The sequence below is a fragment of the Streptomyces sp. MZ04 genome, from assembly GCF_004684775.1.
GTDB lineage: Bacteria > Actinomycetota > Actinomycetes > Streptomycetales > Streptomycetaceae > Streptomyces.
In genome coordinates, this window is sequence record NZ_SRIC01000174.1 from 1 (window position 1) to 17,753 (window position 17,753).

General features: G+C 68.5%; 21 protein-coding genes and 1 pseudogene. 10 read left to right on the forward strand and 12 right to left on the reverse strand.

The genetic code is table 11. The features are described from left to right. Positions 1-62: 62 nt before the first annotated feature. Positions 63-830, reverse strand: coding sequence for a SigE family RNA polymerase sigma factor (locus tag E2651_RS28685; RefSeq protein ID WP_135334145.1), 768 nt, complete (start codon positions 828-830; stop codon positions 63-65). Between the two features lie 182 nt (positions 831-1,012). Here E2651_RS28685 and afsQ1 point away from each other — a divergent pair, with 182 nt between their 5' ends. The 5 genes from afsQ1 (at position 1,013) to E2651_RS28710 (ending at position 4,850) form a co-directional block, all read left to right on the forward strand. Then, on the forward strand, positions 1,013-1,690 hold the full coding sequence (gene afsQ1 / locus E2651_RS28690) for a two-component system response regulator AfsQ1 (RefSeq protein WP_030562528.1): 678 nt from the start codon (positions 1,013-1,015) through the stop codon (positions 1,688-1,690). Continuing rightward, positions 1,687-3,273, forward strand: a complete 1,587-nt coding sequence (locus E2651_RS28695; protein ID WP_135334146.1) for a HAMP domain-containing sensor histidine kinase — start codon at positions 1,687-1,689, stop codon at positions 3,271-3,273. The genes afsQ1 and E2651_RS28695 overlap by 4 nt, the downstream gene beginning before the upstream one ends. Beyond that, complete coding sequence (locus E2651_RS28700) at positions 3,270-3,872, forward strand: hypothetical protein (protein ID WP_135334147.1); 603 nt, start codon at positions 3,270-3,272, stop codon at positions 3,870-3,872. The genes E2651_RS28695 and E2651_RS28700 overlap by 4 nt, the downstream gene beginning before the upstream one ends. Before the next feature lie 128 nt (positions 3,873-4,000). Next, positions 4,001-4,549, forward strand: coding sequence for a VanZ family protein (locus E2651_RS28705; protein ID WP_135334148.1), 549 nt, complete (start codon positions 4,001-4,003; stop codon positions 4,547-4,549). A gap of 97 nt (positions 4,550-4,646) precedes the next feature. After that, entirely contained in the window at positions 4,647-4,850 is a 204-nt protein-coding gene (locus E2651_RS28710) for a PspC domain-containing protein (protein ID WP_135334149.1), read from the forward strand. A gap of 80 nt (positions 4,851-4,930) precedes the next feature. On the opposite strand, the gene E2651_RS28715 is transcribed toward E2651_RS28710, so the two are convergent. Further along, positions 4,931-5,338: an ATP-binding protein gene (locus E2651_RS28715; protein ID WP_135334150.1), complete on the reverse strand. Its 408-nt coding sequence runs from the start codon at positions 5,336-5,338 to the stop codon at positions 4,931-4,933. A 144-nt stretch (positions 5,339-5,482) separates the two neighbouring features. Then, entirely contained in the window at positions 5,483-6,664 is a 1,182-nt protein-coding gene (locus E2651_RS28720) for an adenosine deaminase (RefSeq protein ID WP_135334151.1), read from the reverse strand. Positions 6,665-6,778: 114 nt separating this feature from the next. On the opposite strand from E2651_RS28720, the gene E2651_RS28725 reads away from it, so the two are divergent. Continuing rightward, complete coding sequence (locus tag E2651_RS28725) at positions 6,779-7,543, forward strand: alpha/beta hydrolase (RefSeq protein ID WP_135334152.1); 765 nt, start codon at positions 6,779-6,781, stop codon at positions 7,541-7,543. Between the two features lie 68 nt (positions 7,544-7,611). Here E2651_RS28725 and E2651_RS28730 read toward each other — a convergent pair whose 3' ends face one another. Beyond that, positions 7,612-8,625: a LysR family transcriptional regulator gene (locus tag E2651_RS28730; protein ID WP_135334153.1), complete on the reverse strand. Its 1,014-nt coding sequence runs from the start codon at positions 8,623-8,625 to the stop codon at positions 7,612-7,614. A 62-nt stretch (positions 8,626-8,687) separates the two neighbouring features. On the opposite strand from E2651_RS28730, the gene E2651_RS28735 reads away from it, so the two are divergent. Further along, entirely contained in the window at positions 8,688-9,992 is a 1,305-nt protein-coding gene (locus E2651_RS28735) for an MFS transporter (RefSeq protein WP_135334154.1), read from the forward strand. Positions 9,993-10,123: 131 nt separating this feature from the next. Further along, a complete protein-coding gene (locus E2651_RS28740; protein ID WP_135334155.1) occupies positions 10,124-11,137 on the forward strand; it encodes a sigma-70 family RNA polymerase sigma factor in 1,014 nt (337 codons plus the stop codon). Here the strand turns inward: E2651_RS28740 and E2651_RS28745 are convergent. Together E2651_RS28745 and E2651_RS28750 are read right to left on the reverse strand one after the other, a co-directional pair. Then, complete coding sequence (locus tag E2651_RS28745) at positions 11,021-11,392, reverse strand: STAS domain-containing protein (RefSeq protein ID WP_245239309.1); 372 nt, start codon at positions 11,390-11,392, stop codon at positions 11,021-11,023. The genes E2651_RS28740 and E2651_RS28745 overlap by 117 nt on opposite strands. Before the next feature lie 158 nt (positions 11,393-11,550). Beyond that, positions 11,551-11,754: a hypothetical protein gene (locus E2651_RS28750; protein WP_135334157.1), complete on the reverse strand. Its 204-nt coding sequence runs from the start codon at positions 11,752-11,754 to the stop codon at positions 11,551-11,553. A gap of 490 nt (positions 11,755-12,244) precedes the next feature. Here E2651_RS28750 and E2651_RS28760 point away from each other — a divergent pair, with 490 nt between their 5' ends. Then, a complete protein-coding gene (locus tag E2651_RS28760; protein WP_135334159.1) occupies positions 12,245-12,505 on the forward strand; it encodes a winged helix-turn-helix domain-containing protein in 261 nt (86 codons plus the stop codon). A gap of 123 nt (positions 12,506-12,628) precedes the next feature. Here the strand turns inward: E2651_RS28760 and E2651_RS28765 are convergent, their stop codons facing one another. From E2651_RS28765 to E2651_RS28785, 4 genes are all read right to left on the reverse strand, one after another. After that, positions 12,629-12,895 carry a hypothetical protein gene (locus tag E2651_RS28765; protein WP_135334160.1) on the reverse strand — a complete coding sequence of 89 codons (267 nt, stop codon included), beginning with the start codon at positions 12,893-12,895 and terminating at the stop codon, positions 12,629-12,631. A 292-nt stretch (positions 12,896-13,187) separates the two neighbouring features. Continuing rightward, positions 13,188-14,036 (reverse strand): helix-turn-helix transcriptional regulator, encoded by an 849-nt coding sequence (locus tag E2651_RS28775; protein ID WP_135334162.1) that lies wholly within the window; start codon positions 14,034-14,036, stop codon positions 13,188-13,190. A gap of 6 nt (positions 14,037-14,042) precedes the next feature. Continuing rightward, the gene (locus E2651_RS28780; protein WP_135334163.1) at positions 14,043-14,561 is read right to left on the reverse strand and encodes a DUF6879 family protein; all 519 of its coding nucleotides are present in this window, start codon (positions 14,559-14,561) and stop codon (positions 14,043-14,045) included. After that, positions 14,542-14,805 (reverse strand): hypothetical protein, encoded by a 264-nt coding sequence (locus E2651_RS28785; RefSeq protein ID WP_135334164.1) that lies wholly within the window; start codon positions 14,803-14,805, stop codon positions 14,542-14,544. The genes E2651_RS28780 and E2651_RS28785 overlap by 20 nt, the downstream gene beginning before the upstream one ends. Before the next feature lie 208 nt (positions 14,806-15,013). On the opposite strand from E2651_RS28785, the pseudogene E2651_RS28790 reads away from it, so the two are divergent. After that, positions 15,014-15,273 (forward strand): annotated as a pseudogene (locus E2651_RS28790) (IS5/IS1182 family transposase); the annotation flags it as partial. Positions 15,274-15,541: 268 nt separating this feature from the next. Here the strand turns inward: E2651_RS28790 and E2651_RS28795 are convergent. Next, positions 15,542-16,417, reverse strand: coding sequence for a hypothetical protein (locus E2651_RS28795; protein ID WP_135334165.1), 876 nt, complete (start codon positions 16,415-16,417; stop codon positions 15,542-15,544). A gap of 202 nt (positions 16,418-16,619) precedes the next feature. After that, positions 16,620-17,312, reverse strand: coding sequence for a hypothetical protein (locus E2651_RS28800; RefSeq protein WP_135334166.1), 693 nt, complete (start codon positions 17,310-17,312; stop codon positions 16,620-16,622). Positions 17,313-17,753: the final 441 nt, after the last annotated feature.

Sequence of the window (17,753 nt, forward strand, 5' to 3'; positions counted from 1 at the left end):
CCCGTGATCCCCCCGGTACTTCCCGCCGCTTCCCCCCTAGGAGCGGCGGCCCCCGTGATCCCTCAGGCGACCAACTCGCCGAAGGACTCCTCCTGGTCACGGCCGAAGCTGAGGACCTCGTCCTCGCGCAGCCGGCGCAGGGAGCGCCAGATGCTGGACTTCACCGTGCCCACGCTGATGTCGAGGATGTCCGCGATCTCGGGGTCCGTGCGGCCCTCGTAGTAGCGCAGGACCAGCATCGTCCGCTGCAGTTCGGGGAGGCGGGCCAGGGCCTGCCAGAGAACCGCGCGGAGTTCCGTGCCCCGCATCGCGTCCGTGTCGCCCGCCGTCTCCGGCAGTTCCTCGGTCGGGTATTCGTTCAGCTTGCGGCGGCGCCACGCGCTGATGTGCAGATTGGTCATGGTGCGGCGGAGGTATCCGCCGACCGCGGCCTTGTCGCTGATCCTGTCCCAGGCCCGGTACGTCGAGAAGAGGGCGCTCTGCAGCAGATCCTCGGCCTCGAAACGGTCACCGGTCAGGTGGTAGGCGGTTGCGTACAGGGAGGCACGACGCTCCTGGACGTAGGCGGTGAACTCCGCCTCCGACGCTGAAGTGCGCTCCCCCGTGTCCTCCCTGTACGCGGCTCCCCCGTGAGCTCCCCCGTCCGTTCCCCCGATGACACCCGGGAGTACGTCAACCACCGTCATGTACGCGGTGTGCTGACGCCCGGTGCCGCGAGCGCACCCCCGCCCGCTCACGGCACCGGACTTCTCGTGCCTCTCGGCAGTCCGAGCCACGTCGTGGAGACGCGTGACAACTGCGCTTGAGCTGGTGCTGTACAGCGTGTTCATCTCGCGCCCCCCGTCGGTGGAGTCTGGCTTCTTCCGTGTGACCAAAACTCTGCCCGAGGCACTTCATGACGGTGTCCGTCGACTGTCACAGGCCTGCAACAGCCGTCATGTGTGTAGGGGAGAAGTGTGGGAGGGCTCCCAACAGTCGAACTGTGGCCGCACCATGGGACAGAATGTCGTCCGTGCCTTCCCTGTTGCTGATCGAGGACGACGACGCCATCCGTACGGCCCTTGAGCTTTCGCTCACCCGCCAAGGGCATCGGGTGGCTACTGCTGCCACGGGCGAGGACGGCCTGAAACTGCTCTCAGAGCAGCGGCCGGACCTGATCGTGCTGGATGTGATGCTGCCCGGCATCGACGGGTTCGAGGTGTGCCGTCGTATCCGGCGCACCGACCAGTTGCCGATCATCCTGCTGACCGCGCGCAGTGACGACATCGACGTGGTGGTCGGACTCGAGTCCGGCGCCGACGACTATGTCGTGAAACCCGTGCAGGGGCGGGTGCTCGACGCCCGGATCCGTGCGGTCCTCCGCCGTGGTGAGCGCGAGGCCAATGACGCGGCGACGTTCGGTTCGCTCGTCATCGACCGCGCCGCGATGACCGTGACGAAGAACGGCGAGGATCTGCAGCTCACGCCGACCGAGCTGCGGCTGCTCCTGGAGCTGAGCCGCAGGCCCGGACAGGCCCTGTCGCGGCAGCAGTTGCTGCGTCTGGTGTGGGAGCACGACTACCTCGGTGACTCCCGGCTCGTCGACGCGTGTGTGCAGCGGCTGCGCGCGAAGGTGGAGGACGTCCCGTCCTCGCCGACGCTGATCCGTACGGTGCGTGGGGTCGGCTACCGGCTGGACACTCCTCAGTGACCAAACCGCAGGACAAGCTCCGTGGTTGGGCCGCGGCGCGCAAGGCGATACTGGCGGGGCTGCGTTTCACGAGCCTGCGGCTCCGGCTCGTCGTGGTGTTCGGGTTGGTGGCGCTGACCGCCGCCGTCTCGGCGTCCGGAATCGCGTACTGGCTGAACCGCGAGGCGGTGCTCACGCGTGCGCAGGACGCGGCGCTGAAGGACTTCCAGCAGGAGATGCAGACCCGCGCGGGGGCGCTGCCGCCCAATCCGACGCAGGACGAACTGCAGCAGGCCGCAGGGGCGATGGCGAACAGCAGCCAGCGCTACAGCGTGCTGTTGATCGGGGAGAACGGCGAGGGTGACACCGTCGTCGGCTACTCCGATCTGGACGCCTTCACCCTGGCCGACGTGCCCAAGTCGCTGCGGAAGACGGTGAACAAGGAGCAGCCGCTCACCTCCAGCAACAAGAGCCCGTACCACCTGTATTGGCAGCGGACCGCCGACGACGGCACCCCGTACCTGGTGGGCGGCGCGAAGGTCATCGGCGGCGGTCCCACCGGTTACATGCTCAAGTCCCTCGAGCCGGAGGCGAAGGACCTGAGTTCGCTGGGCTGGTCGCTCGCCATCGCCACCGGGCTGGCCCTGATCGGTTCCGCGCTGCTCGCGCAGGCGGCGGCGACCACGGTGCTCAAGCCGGTGCACCGGCTCGGCGTGGCCGCGCGGCGGCTCGGCGAGGGCAAGCTCGACACACGGCTCCGGGTGTCGGGCACGGATGAACTGGCCGATCTGTCACGGACGTTCAACCGGACCGCGGAGAGCCTGGAGAAGAAGGTCGACGACATGAGCGCCCGTGACGAGGCGTCGCGGCGCTTCGTCGCCGACATGTCGCACGAGCTGCGTACGCCGCTGACCGCGATCACCGCGGTGACGGAGGTCCTCGAGGAGGAGCTCGACGCGGAGACCGGGTCCGTCGACCCGATGATCGAGCCCGCCGTGCGGCTCGTCGTCAGCGAGACCCGGCGGCTCAACGACCTGGTGGAGAACCTGATGGAGGTCACCCGCTTCGACGCGGGCACGGCCCGGCTCGTCCTGGACGACGTCGACATCGCCGACCAGATCACGGCGTGCATCGACGCCCGTGCCTGGCTCGACGCGGTCGAGCTCGACGCGGAGCGCGGCATCATGGTGCGGCTCGACCCGCGGCGCCTCGACGTGATCCTGGCGAACCTCATCGGCAACGCCCTCAAGCACGGCGGCTCCCCGGTGAAGGTCTCGGTGCGGCTCGCGGGCGAGAAGCTGGTCATCGCGGTGCGTGACGGGGGCCCCGGCATCCCCGAGGACGTACTGCCGCACGTCTTCGACCGCTTCTACAAGGCGAGTGCGTCCAGGCCGCGTTCGGAGGGCAGCGGGCTCGGGCTCTCCATCGCTTTGGAGAACGCGCACATCCACGGCGGTGAGATCACGGCCGCCAACTCCCCCGAGGGCGGGGCGGTGTTCACGCTGTGGCTGCCGCGCGATCCCAGGCCGCTGGTGGAGGAAGAACAGGACGTCTGCGAGACCGGCAAGGGCGCGGACGGCGCGGGCAAGGGAGAGAAGCGATGAACCGGCGACGGCTGCGTGCCGCGCTCCTCGCCGCCGCGCTGACCGCGACGCTCGCCGGGTGCGGCATCCGGTCGACGGCGGTGCCGACCGACTTCGGTCCGGGGCCCTCGCGGGTGCCCTGCGTGATGTCCGGGTCGAGCATCGCGTCGCAGTCGTCGAGCGGCGTCCCGGTGCAGGTCTTCCTGGTGTGCGCGGCGCAGCTGGTGACCGTCGACCGCGCGGTGCGGATCCCCACCGACAAGGCGACGACCGACCGCGTACGCATCGCGCAGGCGCTCCTCGACGAGCTGGCGCAGTCGCCGTCGGACCCCGAGAAGCAGGCGGGCTTCGCCACCGACGTACGCGGCGGCACGGTAGTCAGCGGTCCCGGCGAGGGGGACCCCGAGGACGCGCTGCGGTTCAGCACGCGGCCGGAGGACCTGTCGGCCTTCGCCCTCGCGCAGATCGTGTGCACCTACGCGGACAGCGCGGCGGCGGCCGGCGAGCGCTCGGTGATCCTGGGCGGCCCCGGCGACTCCCCGCTGCGCCGCTACGAATGCACGCAGGCCGTCAGGCAGCGTCCCGGCACGGAGGCACCGCCGACGGAGACGGTGAAGTGACCCCCAAGTGACCACGGAGCGTCACATCGCCCGCGTTTGAGACAGCCACCGCGTGCGATCAGGACAGCGCCCCGTACCGGGATGAGATACGCGGAACCGATCCTGCCGCTAGGCGCGTCTAGGGGGACGTGCGTCAAGGCTCGGGCGGCCACGGGGCCGCCATCCGCTTCCGCGCGGCGGGAGGATTCCTCCTCGTCGCGCACCTTCTGCTCGTCGGATGGTTCACGCTGCGTCCACTGGACGTGCCCTGGGTCAGCGCGGCGAATCTGCAGCCGTTCGCCGGCATCAAGGCGGATCTGGCGCTCGGTCCCATGCAGGCCGCCCGGCAGATAGGCGGCAGCCTGCTGCTCCTGGCCCCGCTCGGCGTGCTGCTTCCGCTCGCCGGCGGGCGGGTCCATGTGTCGCCGCTGGGTTCGCTGGTCCGCACGGTCGCGGCGGGGGCGATGCTCTCGCTGGGCATCGAGCTGCTGCAGACCGGGGTGCCGGGACAGGTCGTCGACATCGACTCGCTGTTCCTGAACAGCGTGGGCGTGGCCCTCGTGCATCTCGCGGTGGTGCCCGCCGTCAGGGCCAGACTCCGCCGCCGTACTGATGTGGTGGACCACGCGGCCCTCCTGCGGGAGGACGCGTCTCAGGGTGCGACCCCGACGATTCCCAGGGTCGGTATCGCACCGTAGAGCGACGCTTTGCCCGCTTCGTGAACGTAGCTTTGAGTCATCGGGGAAACGCCCCCGGACTTCATGCCTGATGACTACGGTTCACGAAGGAGCCACCATGACCGCCCTTGCCCGCCCCACGAACGGCCGGATGATCGGCGGAGTGTGTGCCGCCCTCGCCAAGCGCTTCGGCACGTCGGCGACGACGATGCGCGTGATCTTCGTGCTCTCCTGCCTGCTGCCCGGACCTCAGTTCCTCCTCTACGTAGCCCTGTGGGTGCTGCTGCCCTCGGAGGGCAAGACCCAGCAGGCAGCCTGGTGAGAGGCCTGTATGCGTACGCCGATGGGGCGCACCCTTGCGAAAGGGTGCGCCCCATCGGCGTACGCGGATGCGCGCGAGGATCAGCCGAGCGGCAGACCGTTCACCGGCAGACCCGAGGTCTGCAGGCTCTGGGCGACCGGCAGGCCGCCGAGCAGGCCCGAGAGCGGGTCGGCGGCGGGCGGCATGACCTCACCCTCCGGCTGGACCTCGCCGTTGGCCAGCTTGTCGCCGTTGGCGAGCTTGTCGACGGTCGGCGCGGCGGCCTGCACCGTGCTGCCGAGCGCGTTCTGACCGGCGGCCAGCGCCTCGGGGCCACCGGCGGGCAGCGTCTTGGCGACGTCACCGACGGGGAGCGTCGAGGCGGCGGAGCCGAGGACTGCGGTGGGGTCCGGCACCGGCGGGGCGGCGTTGGCGGCACCCGCGCCGGCGGCGGCGAAGGCGGCACCGAGAGCGGCGACACCGAGGGTCTTGGCAGCAGACTGCTTCATCTTCAATGCGTCCTTGGATGACGGGGACTTTTGAGCGGCCCATGACCGTAAACATGTGAAGGGGCGGTCCGCAAACAGCGAAACGGCGAAAAGCGCGGCCGGGAATTAATGTTCCCGGCCGCGCCCGCAATGCACGAATTACTGCTAGGACCCGACAGAAGCCCTGGTCGAAGCGGTCTGGCGGAACAGCCATTCGGACTTCAGCTCGGCATAACCGGGCTTGATCACGTCGTTGATCATTGCCAGGCGTTCATCGAAAGGAATGAACGCTGATTTCATCGCATTGACTGTGAACCACTGCATGTCGTCGAGCGTGTAGCCGAATGCGTCGACCAGGTGGTCGAATTCACGGCTCATGCTGGTGCCGGACATGAGGCGGTTGTCGGTGTTCACCGTCGCCCGGAAGTGCAGCTTGCGGAGCAGCCCGATGGGGTGCTCGCCGTAGGAGGTCGCGGCGCCCGTCTGCAGGTTGGAGCTGGGGCACATCTCCAGGGGGATGCGCTTGTCGCGTACGTAGCTGGCGAGGCGGCCGAGCTTCACGGTGCCGTCGTCGGCGACCTGGATGTCGTCGATGATGCGTACGCCGTGGCCGAGGCGGTCGGCGCCGCACCACTGCAGGGCCTGCCAGATGGAGGGCAGACCGAACGCCTCACCGGCGTGGATCGTGAAGTGGTTGTTCTCGCGCTTGAGGTACTCGAACGCGTCGAGGTGCCGGGTGGGAGGGAAGCCCGCCTCGGCGCCCGCGATGTCGAAGCCGACCACTCCGCTCTGGGGGCCGGGGCCGCGGTAGCGGTTGGCGAGTTCGGCGATCTCCAGGGCGCGGGCGGCGTGCCGCATCGCGGTCAGGAGCGCGCCCACGCGGATGCGGTGACCGTTGGCCTTCGCGCGCCGCTCGCCCTCGCGGAAGCCTTCGTTGACGGCCTCGACGACCTCTTCGAGGGTGAGGCCCTGCTCCAGGTGCTGCTCCGGCGCGTACCGGATCTCGGCGTAGACGACGCCGTCCTCGGCGAGGTCCTCGGCGCACTCGGCGGCCACGCGCTTGAGGGCGTCCTTCGTCTGCATCACCGCGCAGGTGTGGGCGAAGGTCTCCAGATAGCGCGGCAGCGAACCGGAGTCGGCGGCCTCGCGGAACCAGATCCCGAGCTTGTCGGGGTCGGTCTCGGGCAGCGACTCGTACCCCGTCTCGCGGGCGAGGTCGACGATCGTGCCGGGGCGCAGACCGCCGTCGAGGTGGTCGTGCAGGAGCACCTTGGGGGCGCGGCGGATCTGTTCGGCGCTGGGTGTTTCGCGGTCCGTCTGACCGGCTTTGGTGGTCTGGCTCGTCATCTCGGCACTCTAGCGCCTACGCGCGTAGATCGCCTGGGGGATCTCACGGGTCGATACGTAACAGTGACCCCGCGGACGGGTGGCGTACACCATCGCTTCTGACACTGTTCTGTCATGGCACAGCAAGCGACGCCCGATTCCGCGCGTGCGGCCGGCCTCGGGCGCGTGATCGGTACGCGGCCTTCGGCGGTCAGTGGCGCGGTGCTGCTGCTCCCCGGCGGCCACGAGACCTCCTCCCGCAAACCGCCGCCGATCCCCGCGAGCATGGTGCGCGCGGTCGGCCGCAGACTCGCCCGTGACGGGCGTGAGGAGGGGCTCGCGGTGCATGTCGTGCGCTATCGCTACCGCGGGTGGAACGGTGCGCAGGCGGAGCTCGCCGCCGACGCGGCATGGGCCGCGGACGAGATCATCCGGCGCTACGGCGATGTCTCCGTCTGCCTGGTCGGCGTGGACATGGGCGGGCGGGCCGCGCTGCGGGCCGGCGGGCACGACGCGGTGAACTCCGTCCTCGCGCTGGCCCCTTGGCTGCCCGAGGACGATGTGGCGGCGTCACCCGAACCGGTGAAGCAGTTGGCGGGGCGGCGGGTGCTTGTCGTGCACGGCACGAACGATGAGCGGACGGATCCCGAGCTTTCGTTCCGGCTTGCGGAGCGGGCGAAGAAGGCGAATCGGGATGTGTGCCGGTTCGAAGTCCATTCGGACGGGCACCGGTTGCACCAGCACCAGTCCGAAGTCCTCGCTCTGGCCTCGGACTTCGTCCTCGGCTCCCTGTTCGGCCACGCGTACGCCCGCCCCCTGGAGGACGCCTTGGCGGCTCCGCCGCCGCTGGGGCTGCGGATGCCGCTGGCTTCGGGCTTCGGGGCGTCGTTGCGGCACTGATGGGCGTTCTTTCAGCCCGTCCGGCGTTTGAGGACGAACTCGGCGGAGCCGGTGATCGACGGGCACAACTACTCCGGCAGCAGCTTCCCCCTCCGGCTCAGCAGGAATTTCTTGAACGCCGCCACCGGGGGCGTGTCCGGGTGGCCGTCCAGCCACGCCACGCCGATCTCCCGTACCGCACGCTGGCCCGTCACCGTCAGTTCCACAACTCCGGGGCGGGCCACCGCCGGTGGGGGGAGGAGGGCGACCCCCAGGCCCGCCGCCACCAGGCCCCGCAGCGTCTCCGCCTCCTCGCCCTCGAACGCCACCCGCGGCTTGAAGCCCGCCTCCTGGCAGAGGTCGTCCGTGATGCGGCGCAGGCCGTAGCCGGGCTCGAGGGTCACGAAGGACTCGTCCGCCGCCTCCGAGAGGCGGACGCGCTTGCGGGCAGCGAGGCGGTGGTCGTCCGGCACCACGAGGCGCAGCCGCTGCTCGTCCAGGCGGCGGGCCACGAGGTCCGGCGCGTCCGGCACGGGTGAGGTGAGGCAGAGGTCGAGATCGCCTGCCCGCAGCCGCTCGATCATGGCCTCGCCGTAGTTCTGTACGAGGCTGAAGCGGACCCTCGGGTGGTCCGCCCGGAAGGCGCGGATCAGGCCCGGGACGGTCTCCGAGCCCATCGTGTGGAGGAAGCCGAAGGCCACCTTGCCCGACGCCGGGTCCGCGTCCGCCCGCACCGACTCCGCGGCCCGCTCCACCTCCCCGAGCGCCCGCTCGACCGAGGCGAGGAAGGTCCGCCCCGCCGGGGTGAGCGACACCGTACGGCCGTGCCGGGCGAACAGGTCGACCCCCAGGTCCTGTTCGAGACGTACCAGCGCACGGGACAGGGTGGACTGCGGCACCTGCATCTCCTGCGCGGCGCGCGTGACGTGCTCGGTGCGGGCGACCCCCGCGAAGTACGCGAGCCTCGGTGAGAGCAGGGCGGACCACGAGCCGGGCGTGAGCTCGGCGGGTGGCACCGCCGCCTCCCGGCCGCCGGTCTTTCCGGTGTCCTTTGCGTAACCGCTCTGCGACAGACGCCCCGCTGAACTGCTCTCATGCACCATGGGATCGATTATGGCCAGTTCATGCATTGGACGGATGAGTCGCGGGTGCCTACGTTCGATGCATGCCTCCTGCCAGTAGCGGGGCGTCCGTCACCCACGCGGTCGCCCTCACCCCGTCGTCCCCCGCCACCGACTCCGACACGCGCCTCACCCCCGGCGGCCCCGGCTACCGCCGGATGAGCTTCGCCCTCTTCCTCGCGGGTGTCGCGACCTTCGCCCTCCTCTACTCCACGCAGGCGCTGCTCCCCCTCGTCTCCGCCGACTTCGGCGTCAGCGCGAGCTCGGCGAGCTGGACGGTCTCGGCGGCCACGGGCGCACTGGCCCTCTTCGTACTGCCCCTGAGCGCGCTCAGCGAGCGCTTCGGGCGGCGGACCCTGATGACGGCCTCCCTGACGGTCGCGGTGACCGTGGGGCTGCTCATCCCCTTCGCCCCCTCCATCGGCGCGCTGATCGCGCTGCGCGCCGTCCAGGGCGCCGCGCTCGCCGGGCTCCCGGCGTCCGCGATGGCCTTCCTCGCCGAGGAGGTGCGGCCCAAGGCGCTGGTCGCCGCGATCGGCATGTTCGTGGCGGGCAACTCCATCGGCGGCATGAGCGGCCGCATCATCACCGGCTGGGTCGCGCAGGCCTGGGGCTGGCGTGCGGCACTGGCCGTGATCGGCGTCATCGCCGTCCTGTGCGCGCTCGCCTTCCGCGCGCTGCTGCCCGCGCCGCGCCACTTCACGCCGGGCTCGCTCAACCCCAAGGCCCTTGGCAGGACGATCCGTTCGCACCTCGCCAACCCGCTGTTGTGCCGCCTGTACGCGATCGGCGCGCTGTTCATGACCGTGTTCGGCGCGGTCTACACGGTGATCGGCTACCGCCTCACCGAGGCGCCGTTCTCGCTCCCCCAGGGCATCATCGGCTCGATCTTCCTCGTCTATCTCGTCGGTACGGTCTCGTCGGCCGCCGCCGGGAAGCTGGTGGCGCGGCTCGGCCGGCGCGGGGCGCTGTACCTGGCGGTGAGCACGACGGCGGGCGGCCTGCTGCTCTCCCTCTCCGACGCGATCGTCATGGTCCTGCTCGGGCTCGTCCTGATCACCGCGGGCTTCTTCGCCGGGCACGCGGTCGCCTCGTCCTCCGTGAGCCGTACGGCCACCACGGGGCGGGCGCAGGCTTCGGCGCTCTACCAGTCGGCGTACTACCTGGGCTCCAGCGCGGGCGGCACGCTCGGCGCGATCGCCTTCCACACCGGCGGCTGGGCCGGGACGGTGGCCCTGGGGCTGCTCGCGGTGTCCGGCGTCGTCTCGATCACCCTCTGGGGATCGCACGCGGCGCGGGCGCAGGAACGCCGGGCCCAGGAACGCCGGGGGCTTGTGGCGGCGCACTGAGCGCCCCTCGAAGGACCCGGCGAAGGGCCCCTCCCATCTGCGGGTTCTGCCACTCCGGGGGTCATTGTCAGTGGGCTTCGGTAGCTTACGGAGTGCTGGGACTTTCGTGGCAGCCGCAGGGGTGGGTTGGGATGAGTGACATCGCAGGTACGACGTCGCCGGAGCTGGACGTCACGCTGGAGAAACACCGGGTCGAGCTGACCGGGTACTGCTATCGCATGCTGGGCTCGTCCTTCGAGGCCGAGGACGCGGTGCAGGACACGATGGTGCGCGCCTGGCGCAGCTTCGAGAAGTTCGAGGGCCGCTCCAGCATCCGCTCGTGGCTGTACCGCATCGCGACGAACGTCTGCCTGGACATGCTGAACGCGGGCAACCGCCGCGCGCGTCCCATGGACCTCACCGCGGCGGCCCCGCTGGCCCAGGCCGCGCTGACGCCCCGCCCGGACAATGTGTGGCTCGAGCCGATGCCGGACGCGCGGGTACTGCCGTCCGTCAGCGACCCGGCCGAGGCCGCCGTGGCCAAGGAGTCGGTGCGCCTCGCCTTCGTCGCCGCCCTGCAGCAACTGCCGCCCAAGCAGCGGGCGGTGCTGATCCTGCGCGAGGTCCTCGCGTGGAAGGCCAGCGAGGCCGCGGAGCTCCTCGACACCTCGGTCGCCTCCGTCAACAGCGCGCTGCAGCGGGCGCGGGCGACGCTGGCGGAGGGGCCTGCCGACGACACGGCGGTCTCGGACCCCTTGGACGACGAGCAGCAGAAGCTCCTCGAGCGGTACGTCGCCGCCTTCGAGGGCTACGACATGGCGGCGCTGACGGCATTGCTGCACGAAGACGCCGTCATGACCATGCCCCCGTTCGACCTCTGGCTGCGCGGCACGTCGGACATCACGGGCTTCATGTCCACCATGGGCGCGACCTGCGCGAACGGCCGACTGCTTCCCATCAACGTCAACGGCACGCCGGGCTTCGCCCAGTACAAGCCCGACCCCGACAAGGGCGGGTTCATGCCGTGGGCGATCCAGGTCATCGAGATCTCAGCGGAAGGGCGGATCGCGGGCTTCCACTGCTTCCTGGACACGCCCCGCTGGTTCCCGCTCTTCGGTGTGCCGAGCCATCTCGATCTCAATGGGCAGGCCGACGAGGTGGAGTAGTTCGCGCAGGTGCGGCGCCGGATTCCGCAGCCGGATCCGGCCGCCTGCGCGGCGGGCGGTGAGCTGGAGTCTGGCCACGGCGTCCACCGCGGCGAGGACGGGTGGGCCTACGCCTGCCGCGTCGCAGACGAGGACACCGGGGGCGTCCGCGTCTGCCGCGCGCAGCAGCTCCCTGGCCTCCTCGCAGAGGCGGTGCGTGGCCTCGCGGTCGAGGGTGCCGGCGAGGATGAGGTCGGGCGGCTTGTTGGGTTCCACGTGGGGTGGACTGTGCGGGGGGCCGGAACTCATCGGCAGGGCCGGGATGCTCCCTACGGGGCCTTCCCCCACCCCGTCCCTTCCCGATGTTCGGCAGTAGATGTTCTGTCCCGCCCGGCATCTGACCGGGCGGGACGTCTTGTTTCCTGCGCCTGTGGCTACGGGGTGGGGATCTCGTCGTCGGGGGTTGGTCCGGCTCCGAGCTCAGGGGCGCACTCGGGGCAGGCGTACAGAGTGGCTCCGGGGCCGCTCGTGCTGTGAATCCAGCGGACAGCCACGGGCGCGCTGGTGTTCTTCGTGCACTTGATGCAGAGCGCCACCGTCACTACGGGCGTTGCGCCGGTCAGTCCCTCGCTCGTCATGCAGACACCCCCGCAGCGGCGAACGCGGACGGGCCGAAGGGGGCGCCTGGGTAGCTGTATGGGTAGTCCACGCCCATGGTCGCAAGCACGGCAGCACGGCGACGTTCCCGGATGATCCCCAGTTCCGTCGTGGTCTCGGATTGCCGCCGGAAAAACGCGGCGGCTTCCTCTTTGGTCGGTCCGGTCCACGGACGTGGCCACGGGTTGACCGGTGCGGGGGTCGGCTCGGCTGCCTGATCCGCGAGGAACGCGGCGGAGTGCCGTCCGGGGCGGCGTGGGGCGAGGACCGAAAGGGTCCATGCGAGGGCTCGGGCGATACGATCACGCATAGTCGTTCAGCTCCTGGAAAGCTGTTCGGCGGAGCCCCGGCGGACCGGTCCTAAGCGGTCTGTCGGGGCGTTTTCATGCCTGACGTTAGAGCAACCGGTATATCCCCATCTAGGTCGGTGCAGGCCGGTACAGGAATAGTCGGTTGTCTACGCTTCACGTCATGGCAGCGCTTGAAATCGATCACCAGGCACCGGAGCCCCCGTACCGGCAGATCGCTGCCGATCTGACGCGGCAGATCGAGCGGGGTGAACTCGTCGCCGACCGGCCCATCCCCTCGGAGAAGGCGCTCACGGACCGATACGGGGTGGCCCGGAACACGGTCCGGTCGGCGATTTCCGTACTCAGGGAAAACGGACTCGTCTACACCGTGCCGAACCGGGGGACGTACGTTCGAGATCGCAGCGCCCTCGACGGCAAGTAGCCCCGCCCGACGGGTCTGGATCGCCGTCGTCGGACGGGGCTGCGAAAAGGGGCTTCGGCTTCTCCGGGGCCGAGGCGGATTCCCACGCCGCCCAGGGCTGCGCCCCAGCGAGAGGGCTTGAGGTCAGAAGCTCTCGGCGGGGAGCGTGGGGGGATCGTCGGCGTTCGTGTGCACGACCCGTGCCAGAGGCAGAGCTTCGAGCAGCGTGTTCGCGGCGGCAACCCGAAGAACGCCGACTTCGACGTAAGCGCGCCCGTTGCCGGTGACCAGACCGCGAACCCGTGACGCGTCGTCTTCGGAGAGCCCGGCACGGATCAGGGCGGCTCGCATGAGCCCCGCGATGTGGTCAGCCTCTGTGCGCGCGCTCTTGTACTGATCCATGGGAATCATGCGCGCCGCCTCTTCCTGTGCGGATGGTTCCGGATCTCGATGTTCACGTCTGAGACCTTGGACATGTCGCCCATGGTCCGTGCCTCGCTGCGCTCTGCGCTCAGTGCCCCGCATACGTCGCAGTCGGGCACTGGTTGTGGGTCGCCTTCGAGTCTCAAGGGCAGTTCTACGGGCTGACTGGGATACGTCGTCGGATTGGCCATGGGTGGATCCCTTGCGTCGTCCTGAGGGTGACAACGCTAGGGAGCTGCCTGCCGCAACTCACAGCGGATTGCGCGTGATTGCAGGGCAATCACCCAAGCGAGTCGATTGACGCTGCGATCAGCGCACGAGCCTTAACGCCGTAGACCGCCATGTCGGCCAGCATGCTGAACGTGTCGGCATAGGTGCTTACTTCGCTGGGCTGCGTGAGCGTGAGATAGCCCGAGATGAGTTCGACGTTGACCTGTGACCTGTCGTAGATCCAGAAGCCCTCAACCGGCATCCGCGATCGGCTGAGGCGGGTAGGTACCACGCCCAAGCTGACGTTGGGAAGCGAACCGATCGTGAGCAGGTGCTCAAGCTGTTCAAGCTGCGTGTCCGACTCCCCGAGCCCGTTCCGTAGAACCGACTCCTCCATCAGGAATGCGAAGCGCCGGCCTCCCTCGTAGAGGACGCGCTGACGTTCCATGCGTACTGCCACGGCGTCCGCCACGTCATCGACTGTCACCCGCCTCCGCTGAACAGCGCGCAACACGTCCTCGGTGTACCCATGAGTCTGAAGCAGGCCAGGTACCAACCATGAGGAGTAGGCGCGGAACCAGTGAGTACGTTCGAAGAGAGGCAGAACGGCTTCCTGCGCCCGTCGCAGTCCTGAGCGCTCCATACGGCGCCAGTCCACCCACATGCCTTCAACGGCTCGCAGCGAAGCGACGAGGTCTTCTGCCTGGCCGTCGGCGCCACACGCACGGCACCAAGCCCGAATGTCGTCAGCGCTGGGCTGGGTCTTCGCTGTCGAGATACGGGACACCTTGGACGGGTGCCAGCCACACAGAGCGGCTACGTCCTTACCTTCCAGCCCGGCGTCCTTCACCAACTCCCGTAGACGGCCGGCAAGAAGACGCCGGGCTTGCTGAACGCTCGATGATCCTGAAGCGGGCATGGTCGCTCAGGTCAGCTTGTAGTCCTCGTGCGGCGTGGCTCGTTCCCACACCGCTTCAAAGGCCGAGCTGACCAACTCCACCACGGCGGGAGCTGTGCACCATTCCCGGTCCACGACGTCACCGTCCCCAGAGAAGTAGGTGAACAGCACTGAGGAGTTGTCGAACATCCAAAGGTCGGTACCCGGGAGTGCGAGATCGGCCGCCTTGCGCCGCGGCAGCCAACGCACCAGTTCCCCCGCCGCCACGTTGGCGAACGTCAGGTCATGCTCGTAGCGGATGTACTCGGTGACCGGCTCCGAGACGATCCGAGCCCGGCGCACCACTACTCCGCGCGCCGTCACCTCGCCCACCAAATCCCGCCAGGACCCCCACCACTCGGGCAGCTTCGCAGGGTCGTTGCCGTACCGGTGACCAGCCCGCCAACGGGCGAACTCGGGGTCATTCGGGGTGTAGTTGTCGCGCATCTCCAGATGCACGGCTGAGCGCTGCGTTTTTGCCAGTCCCTCACGTACGGGGTACTTCACCGTTGTCGCCTTCCGGTCGCGGGATGTACTTCAGCATGACCGCCGGAAGCCGGACGATCGTCTCGTGCTCCGGAACGTCCGTGGAGTGACCGGGAATGGAGCCGATCTGCTGGCACGCCTTCACGTCTTCTTCCGTGGCCCTGTAGGACTGGATCAACAGGTCTCCCGTGTCCTCGTCCAACCAGATGGTCGGCGAGTCGTCCACGGGCGTGTTCGGGATGATCCCAAGGAAACGTAGCTTCACGGCTTCTCCCTCTGTCGATCCGATTGCCCTCGATTGCACGGCCATCACCATCGTGGCAGGGAGCGTCAATAGGGCGTACCTGTAAGGCACTTGAGATCGCTATCTGGTGCGACGAAACTCCCGCGCCCGCCGCCTTGATGGGGGACGCTGTTGGCAAATCAATTCGGCGGTTCACGCGACGTCGGTTCTCAAGACCCCGGTGGTGCTCCTGAGAGCCGACGTTGTCGTTTGGGGTGGGCGCCGATGTCGATGCAGACGGGCGGGCCCGGCTGAGATTCTGGCGGAGACGGTACATGTGGCGCGGGCTGCGTTCCCGAAGGGGAGCCTGGCGATCCGGGTCCGGGACGAGTTGGGGGCACTGTTTCGCGACGAGGAGTTCGCGGACCTGTTCCTGGTACGGGGGAACCAGCCTGGTCACCGGGTTGTCCGGCGCTCGTGCTGGTGCTGCAGTTCGTAGAGGGCCTGACCGTCCGGTGATCCGCATCCGGTTCAGCGGCGGACACTGCCGCCCCGTCCGGTCCGCGAGCAGTGCTGCGCCCTGCGCAGATCCCGCTACCGCGGCCTTGCCAAGACCAGCCTCCAGCACCAACTCACCGGAGCCGCCATCAACCTCGCCCGCATCGACGCCCACCTCACCCAGATCCATCGACGCCCACCTCACCCAGATCTCCCGGACGACCACCCGCACCAACGACTTCACCCAAGGGGCACAGCAGGATGTTCAGCGGCCCCCGTGTCAGCGGCCGAGGGCGTCTAGCTCCTTGCGGGCCTCGGCCACGAATACGTCACGAGCATCCTTCAGGTCGTTGCGAGCGCCAGTGAGGGCTTCTCGTTCGCCGTTCCCGTCGTCACCTTTCGCGTACTCGATCACCGCCCCTGCGGCCCTCAGCGGAACGAGTCGTGCGGCTGCTGTGAGGGCCTTGCGGCCTCGGCGTTCAGCTTCCTGCGAGTGAGGGGACGAGGAGAGCGCTCTGAGTGCATCGAGTGCTTCTCGGGCGGCTTCGCCCGCGTCGATAGTCCGGTTCATCTGCTGGAATTGCTCGTCGGAGGAGGGGGTTCCGACTTGCCTGTTGCCGTATTCGTCATCTTCCAGCTCTTCGTACGGCCTGCCGCTGGCATCGCGCCCCATGCCTTGGATCTGTTCTGCGAAGGTTCGGAGCGTTTTGTACGTGCTTTGCACGCTGCGGCGTCGGCTTTCGGCATGCCTGACAGCGACGAGGGAGGACGCGAGGCAGAGGGCCGCGTCCTTCGCTTCTTTGGCTGCGACCAGGACACCCGGGGGGCTCATCAGCTCGACCATGGCGTAGGCGCCGTGGAGGCGGTCTTCGGCGGCGGTACAGCTTTCGGTGATCTCCAGGGTGCGGAGGATGTCCAGGGCTTTGGTGTAGTCGGCCCATATGGTCTGGCTACGGTCGCGCTGCCACTGCGCGTGACCTTCGCGGGCTTGCTCCTTCGCACTGTCGACCGCGGCCCGGTAGGCGGCGTCGGCAGTCTTGGTGGCGGCTTTGATGGTTCCGTCTGCGACGTTGTGGCCTTGGAAGTAGGCGCCGAGGAAGCCGCCGATGATGGCAATGGCGGCGATGGCAAGCGTGCCTATCTCGGTGGGACTCATGGCCGCAAGCCTTGCTTGGGCGGGGTGTGCACCGTAGGCGATTTGAGGGTGTTTTGAGGTAGGCCGTCCGTGTTCCGGAACGGCGACGCCCCGCCAACCCAGGGGGCAAAAGCAGACAGGAACCCAAATTTGCCCCCAGAGTCTCGACCAGAGGCCCTCTTCGTGAACGGCGGTTACGACCACACTCGAAACCATCATCCCATCACAGGGGCCACAGAGCCTCGATCTCCGTGCGGCCGGTGGGCCGGAAGTCAAGGGCGGGACCGTCCGTCACCACGAACCGCAGGACGCCCCCGAGATCGGGGCGCCGGATGTTCAGCCCCATGTCGATGGTCGCTTCAGGGTGCTTCTGCAAGATGACCGGGGCATGGAGCGGATGGAACAGCACCCACAAGGCCAGCTTCTCGGGGATCTTCCCTGACTCTCTGATGTACCTCAGGAAGGCGGGAACCGCGTCCACTTTGAGGAACTGCGCCTTCGCCTTGCCTGACATCCCCTCGTACCTCACGTCAGGGTGATGGCACATCAGCACGGTCTTGATCAGCCAGCGCGAAAGAGGCGCAAGAGATGGCGGCGGATCGTCCAGCACATCCCGCCCCTGAACCAGCTTCGGAAGATACTTCGTTGCGGGATCCTCGAAGTTCACGCGCAACCATTGATTGCACGGCGGACAGCACACAAGACGGACCGCGCTCAACGGATTGATGGGCTTCTGCGTCCCGGATACTTCCTTGCCGTCTCTCGTCGTCTTGGCGTGCAGCTCGTACGCCTCACCAAGGCAATCGGTGTTGGCCTTGTCCAGTACCTTCAGGAACTGCTTCGGGATCGCATGCTCACCCGTGGGTTTACTGGCGGGCCCGGAGCAAACGGCACAGGTGAACTTCTTCCTAGACACGGAACTGGACACTAGGGCAGCTGCTGGATGAAGTCCGGTGATTCCACAGAACGGAATCACGTAGTCGATCGGCGCCTACCTGTTCACTCAGGCGAGGGTCTGAGTCTGGGCGGATGCGACCAGTGCGCAGCATGGCGTCATTGGCTCGGCGGTCCGCCTCACCGGAGCGGCATTCCAGATCGTCCATAAGGGGCCCTTCCCGCCGATGGACGTTGCTGACGAATCTCCAGGGCAGGTCGTCAGGCGCAGGCAGGCTGGGATCCGGGATTCGCCAACAGCATCCCCTGATGGGGTGGCGGGGGCGAGGGCTCTGTGGTTGTGGTCAGCCCCCGGCTCTGGTGCCGGGAAGGCGGTGCGGGTCGGGAACGGCTTCGCCGAGTTCGTCCTCAAACGCGGGACGGGCGGAAGGACCTGCGGACGGGGTGGGCGGGCAACTCGGGG

Bases quoted from the DNA above. Each gene is read 5' to 3' on its own strand.
- E2651_RS28715 (WP_135334150.1), bottom strand. From the start codon at position 5,338: ATGAAGCAGTCTGCTGCCAAGACCCTCGGTGTCGCCGCTCTCGGTGCC.
- E2651_RS28710 (WP_135334149.1), top strand. From the start codon at position 4,647: ATGACCGCCCTTGCCCGCCCCACGAACGGCCGGATGATCGGCGGAGTG.
- E2651_RS28765 (WP_135334160.1), bottom strand. From the start codon at position 12,895: ATGATTCCCATGGATCAGTACAAGAGCGCGCGCACAGAGGCTGACCAC.
- E2651_RS28730 (WP_135334153.1), bottom strand. From the start codon at position 8,625: ATGGTGCATGAGAGCAGTTCAGCGGGGCGTCTGTCGCAGAGCGGTTAC.
- E2651_RS28685 (WP_135334145.1), bottom strand. From the start codon at position 830: ATGAACACGCTGTACAGCACCAGCTCAAGCGCAGTTGTCACGCGTCTC.
- E2651_RS28725 (WP_135334152.1), top strand. From the start codon at position 6,779: ATGGCACAGCAAGCGACGCCCGATTCCGCGCGTGCGGCCGGCCTCGGG.
- E2651_RS28700 (WP_135334147.1), top strand. From the start codon at position 3,270: ATGAACCGGCGACGGCTGCGTGCCGCGCTCCTCGCCGCCGCGCTGACC.
- E2651_RS28720 (WP_135334151.1), bottom strand. From the start codon at position 6,664: ATGACGAGCCAGACCACCAAAGCCGGTCAGACGGACCGCGAAACACCC.
- E2651_RS28735 (WP_135334154.1), top strand. From the start codon at position 8,688: ATGCCTCCTGCCAGTAGCGGGGCGTCCGTCACCCACGCGGTCGCCCTC.
- E2651_RS28775 (WP_135334162.1), bottom strand. From the start codon at position 14,036: ATGCCCGCTTCAGGATCATCGAGCGTTCAGCAAGCCCGGCGTCTTCTT.
- E2651_RS28740 (WP_135334155.1), top strand. From the start codon at position 10,124: ATGAGTGACATCGCAGGTACGACGTCGCCGGAGCTGGACGTCACGCTG.
- E2651_RS28750 (WP_135334157.1), bottom strand. From the start codon at position 11,754: ATGACGAGCGAGGGACTGACCGGCGCAACGCCCGTAGTGACGGTGGCG.
- E2651_RS28760 (WP_135334159.1), top strand. From the start codon at position 12,245: ATGGCAGCGCTTGAAATCGATCACCAGGCACCGGAGCCCCCGTACCGG.
- E2651_RS28795 (WP_135334165.1), bottom strand. From the start codon at position 16,417: ATGAGTCCCACCGAGATAGGCACGCTTGCCATCGCCGCCATTGCCATC.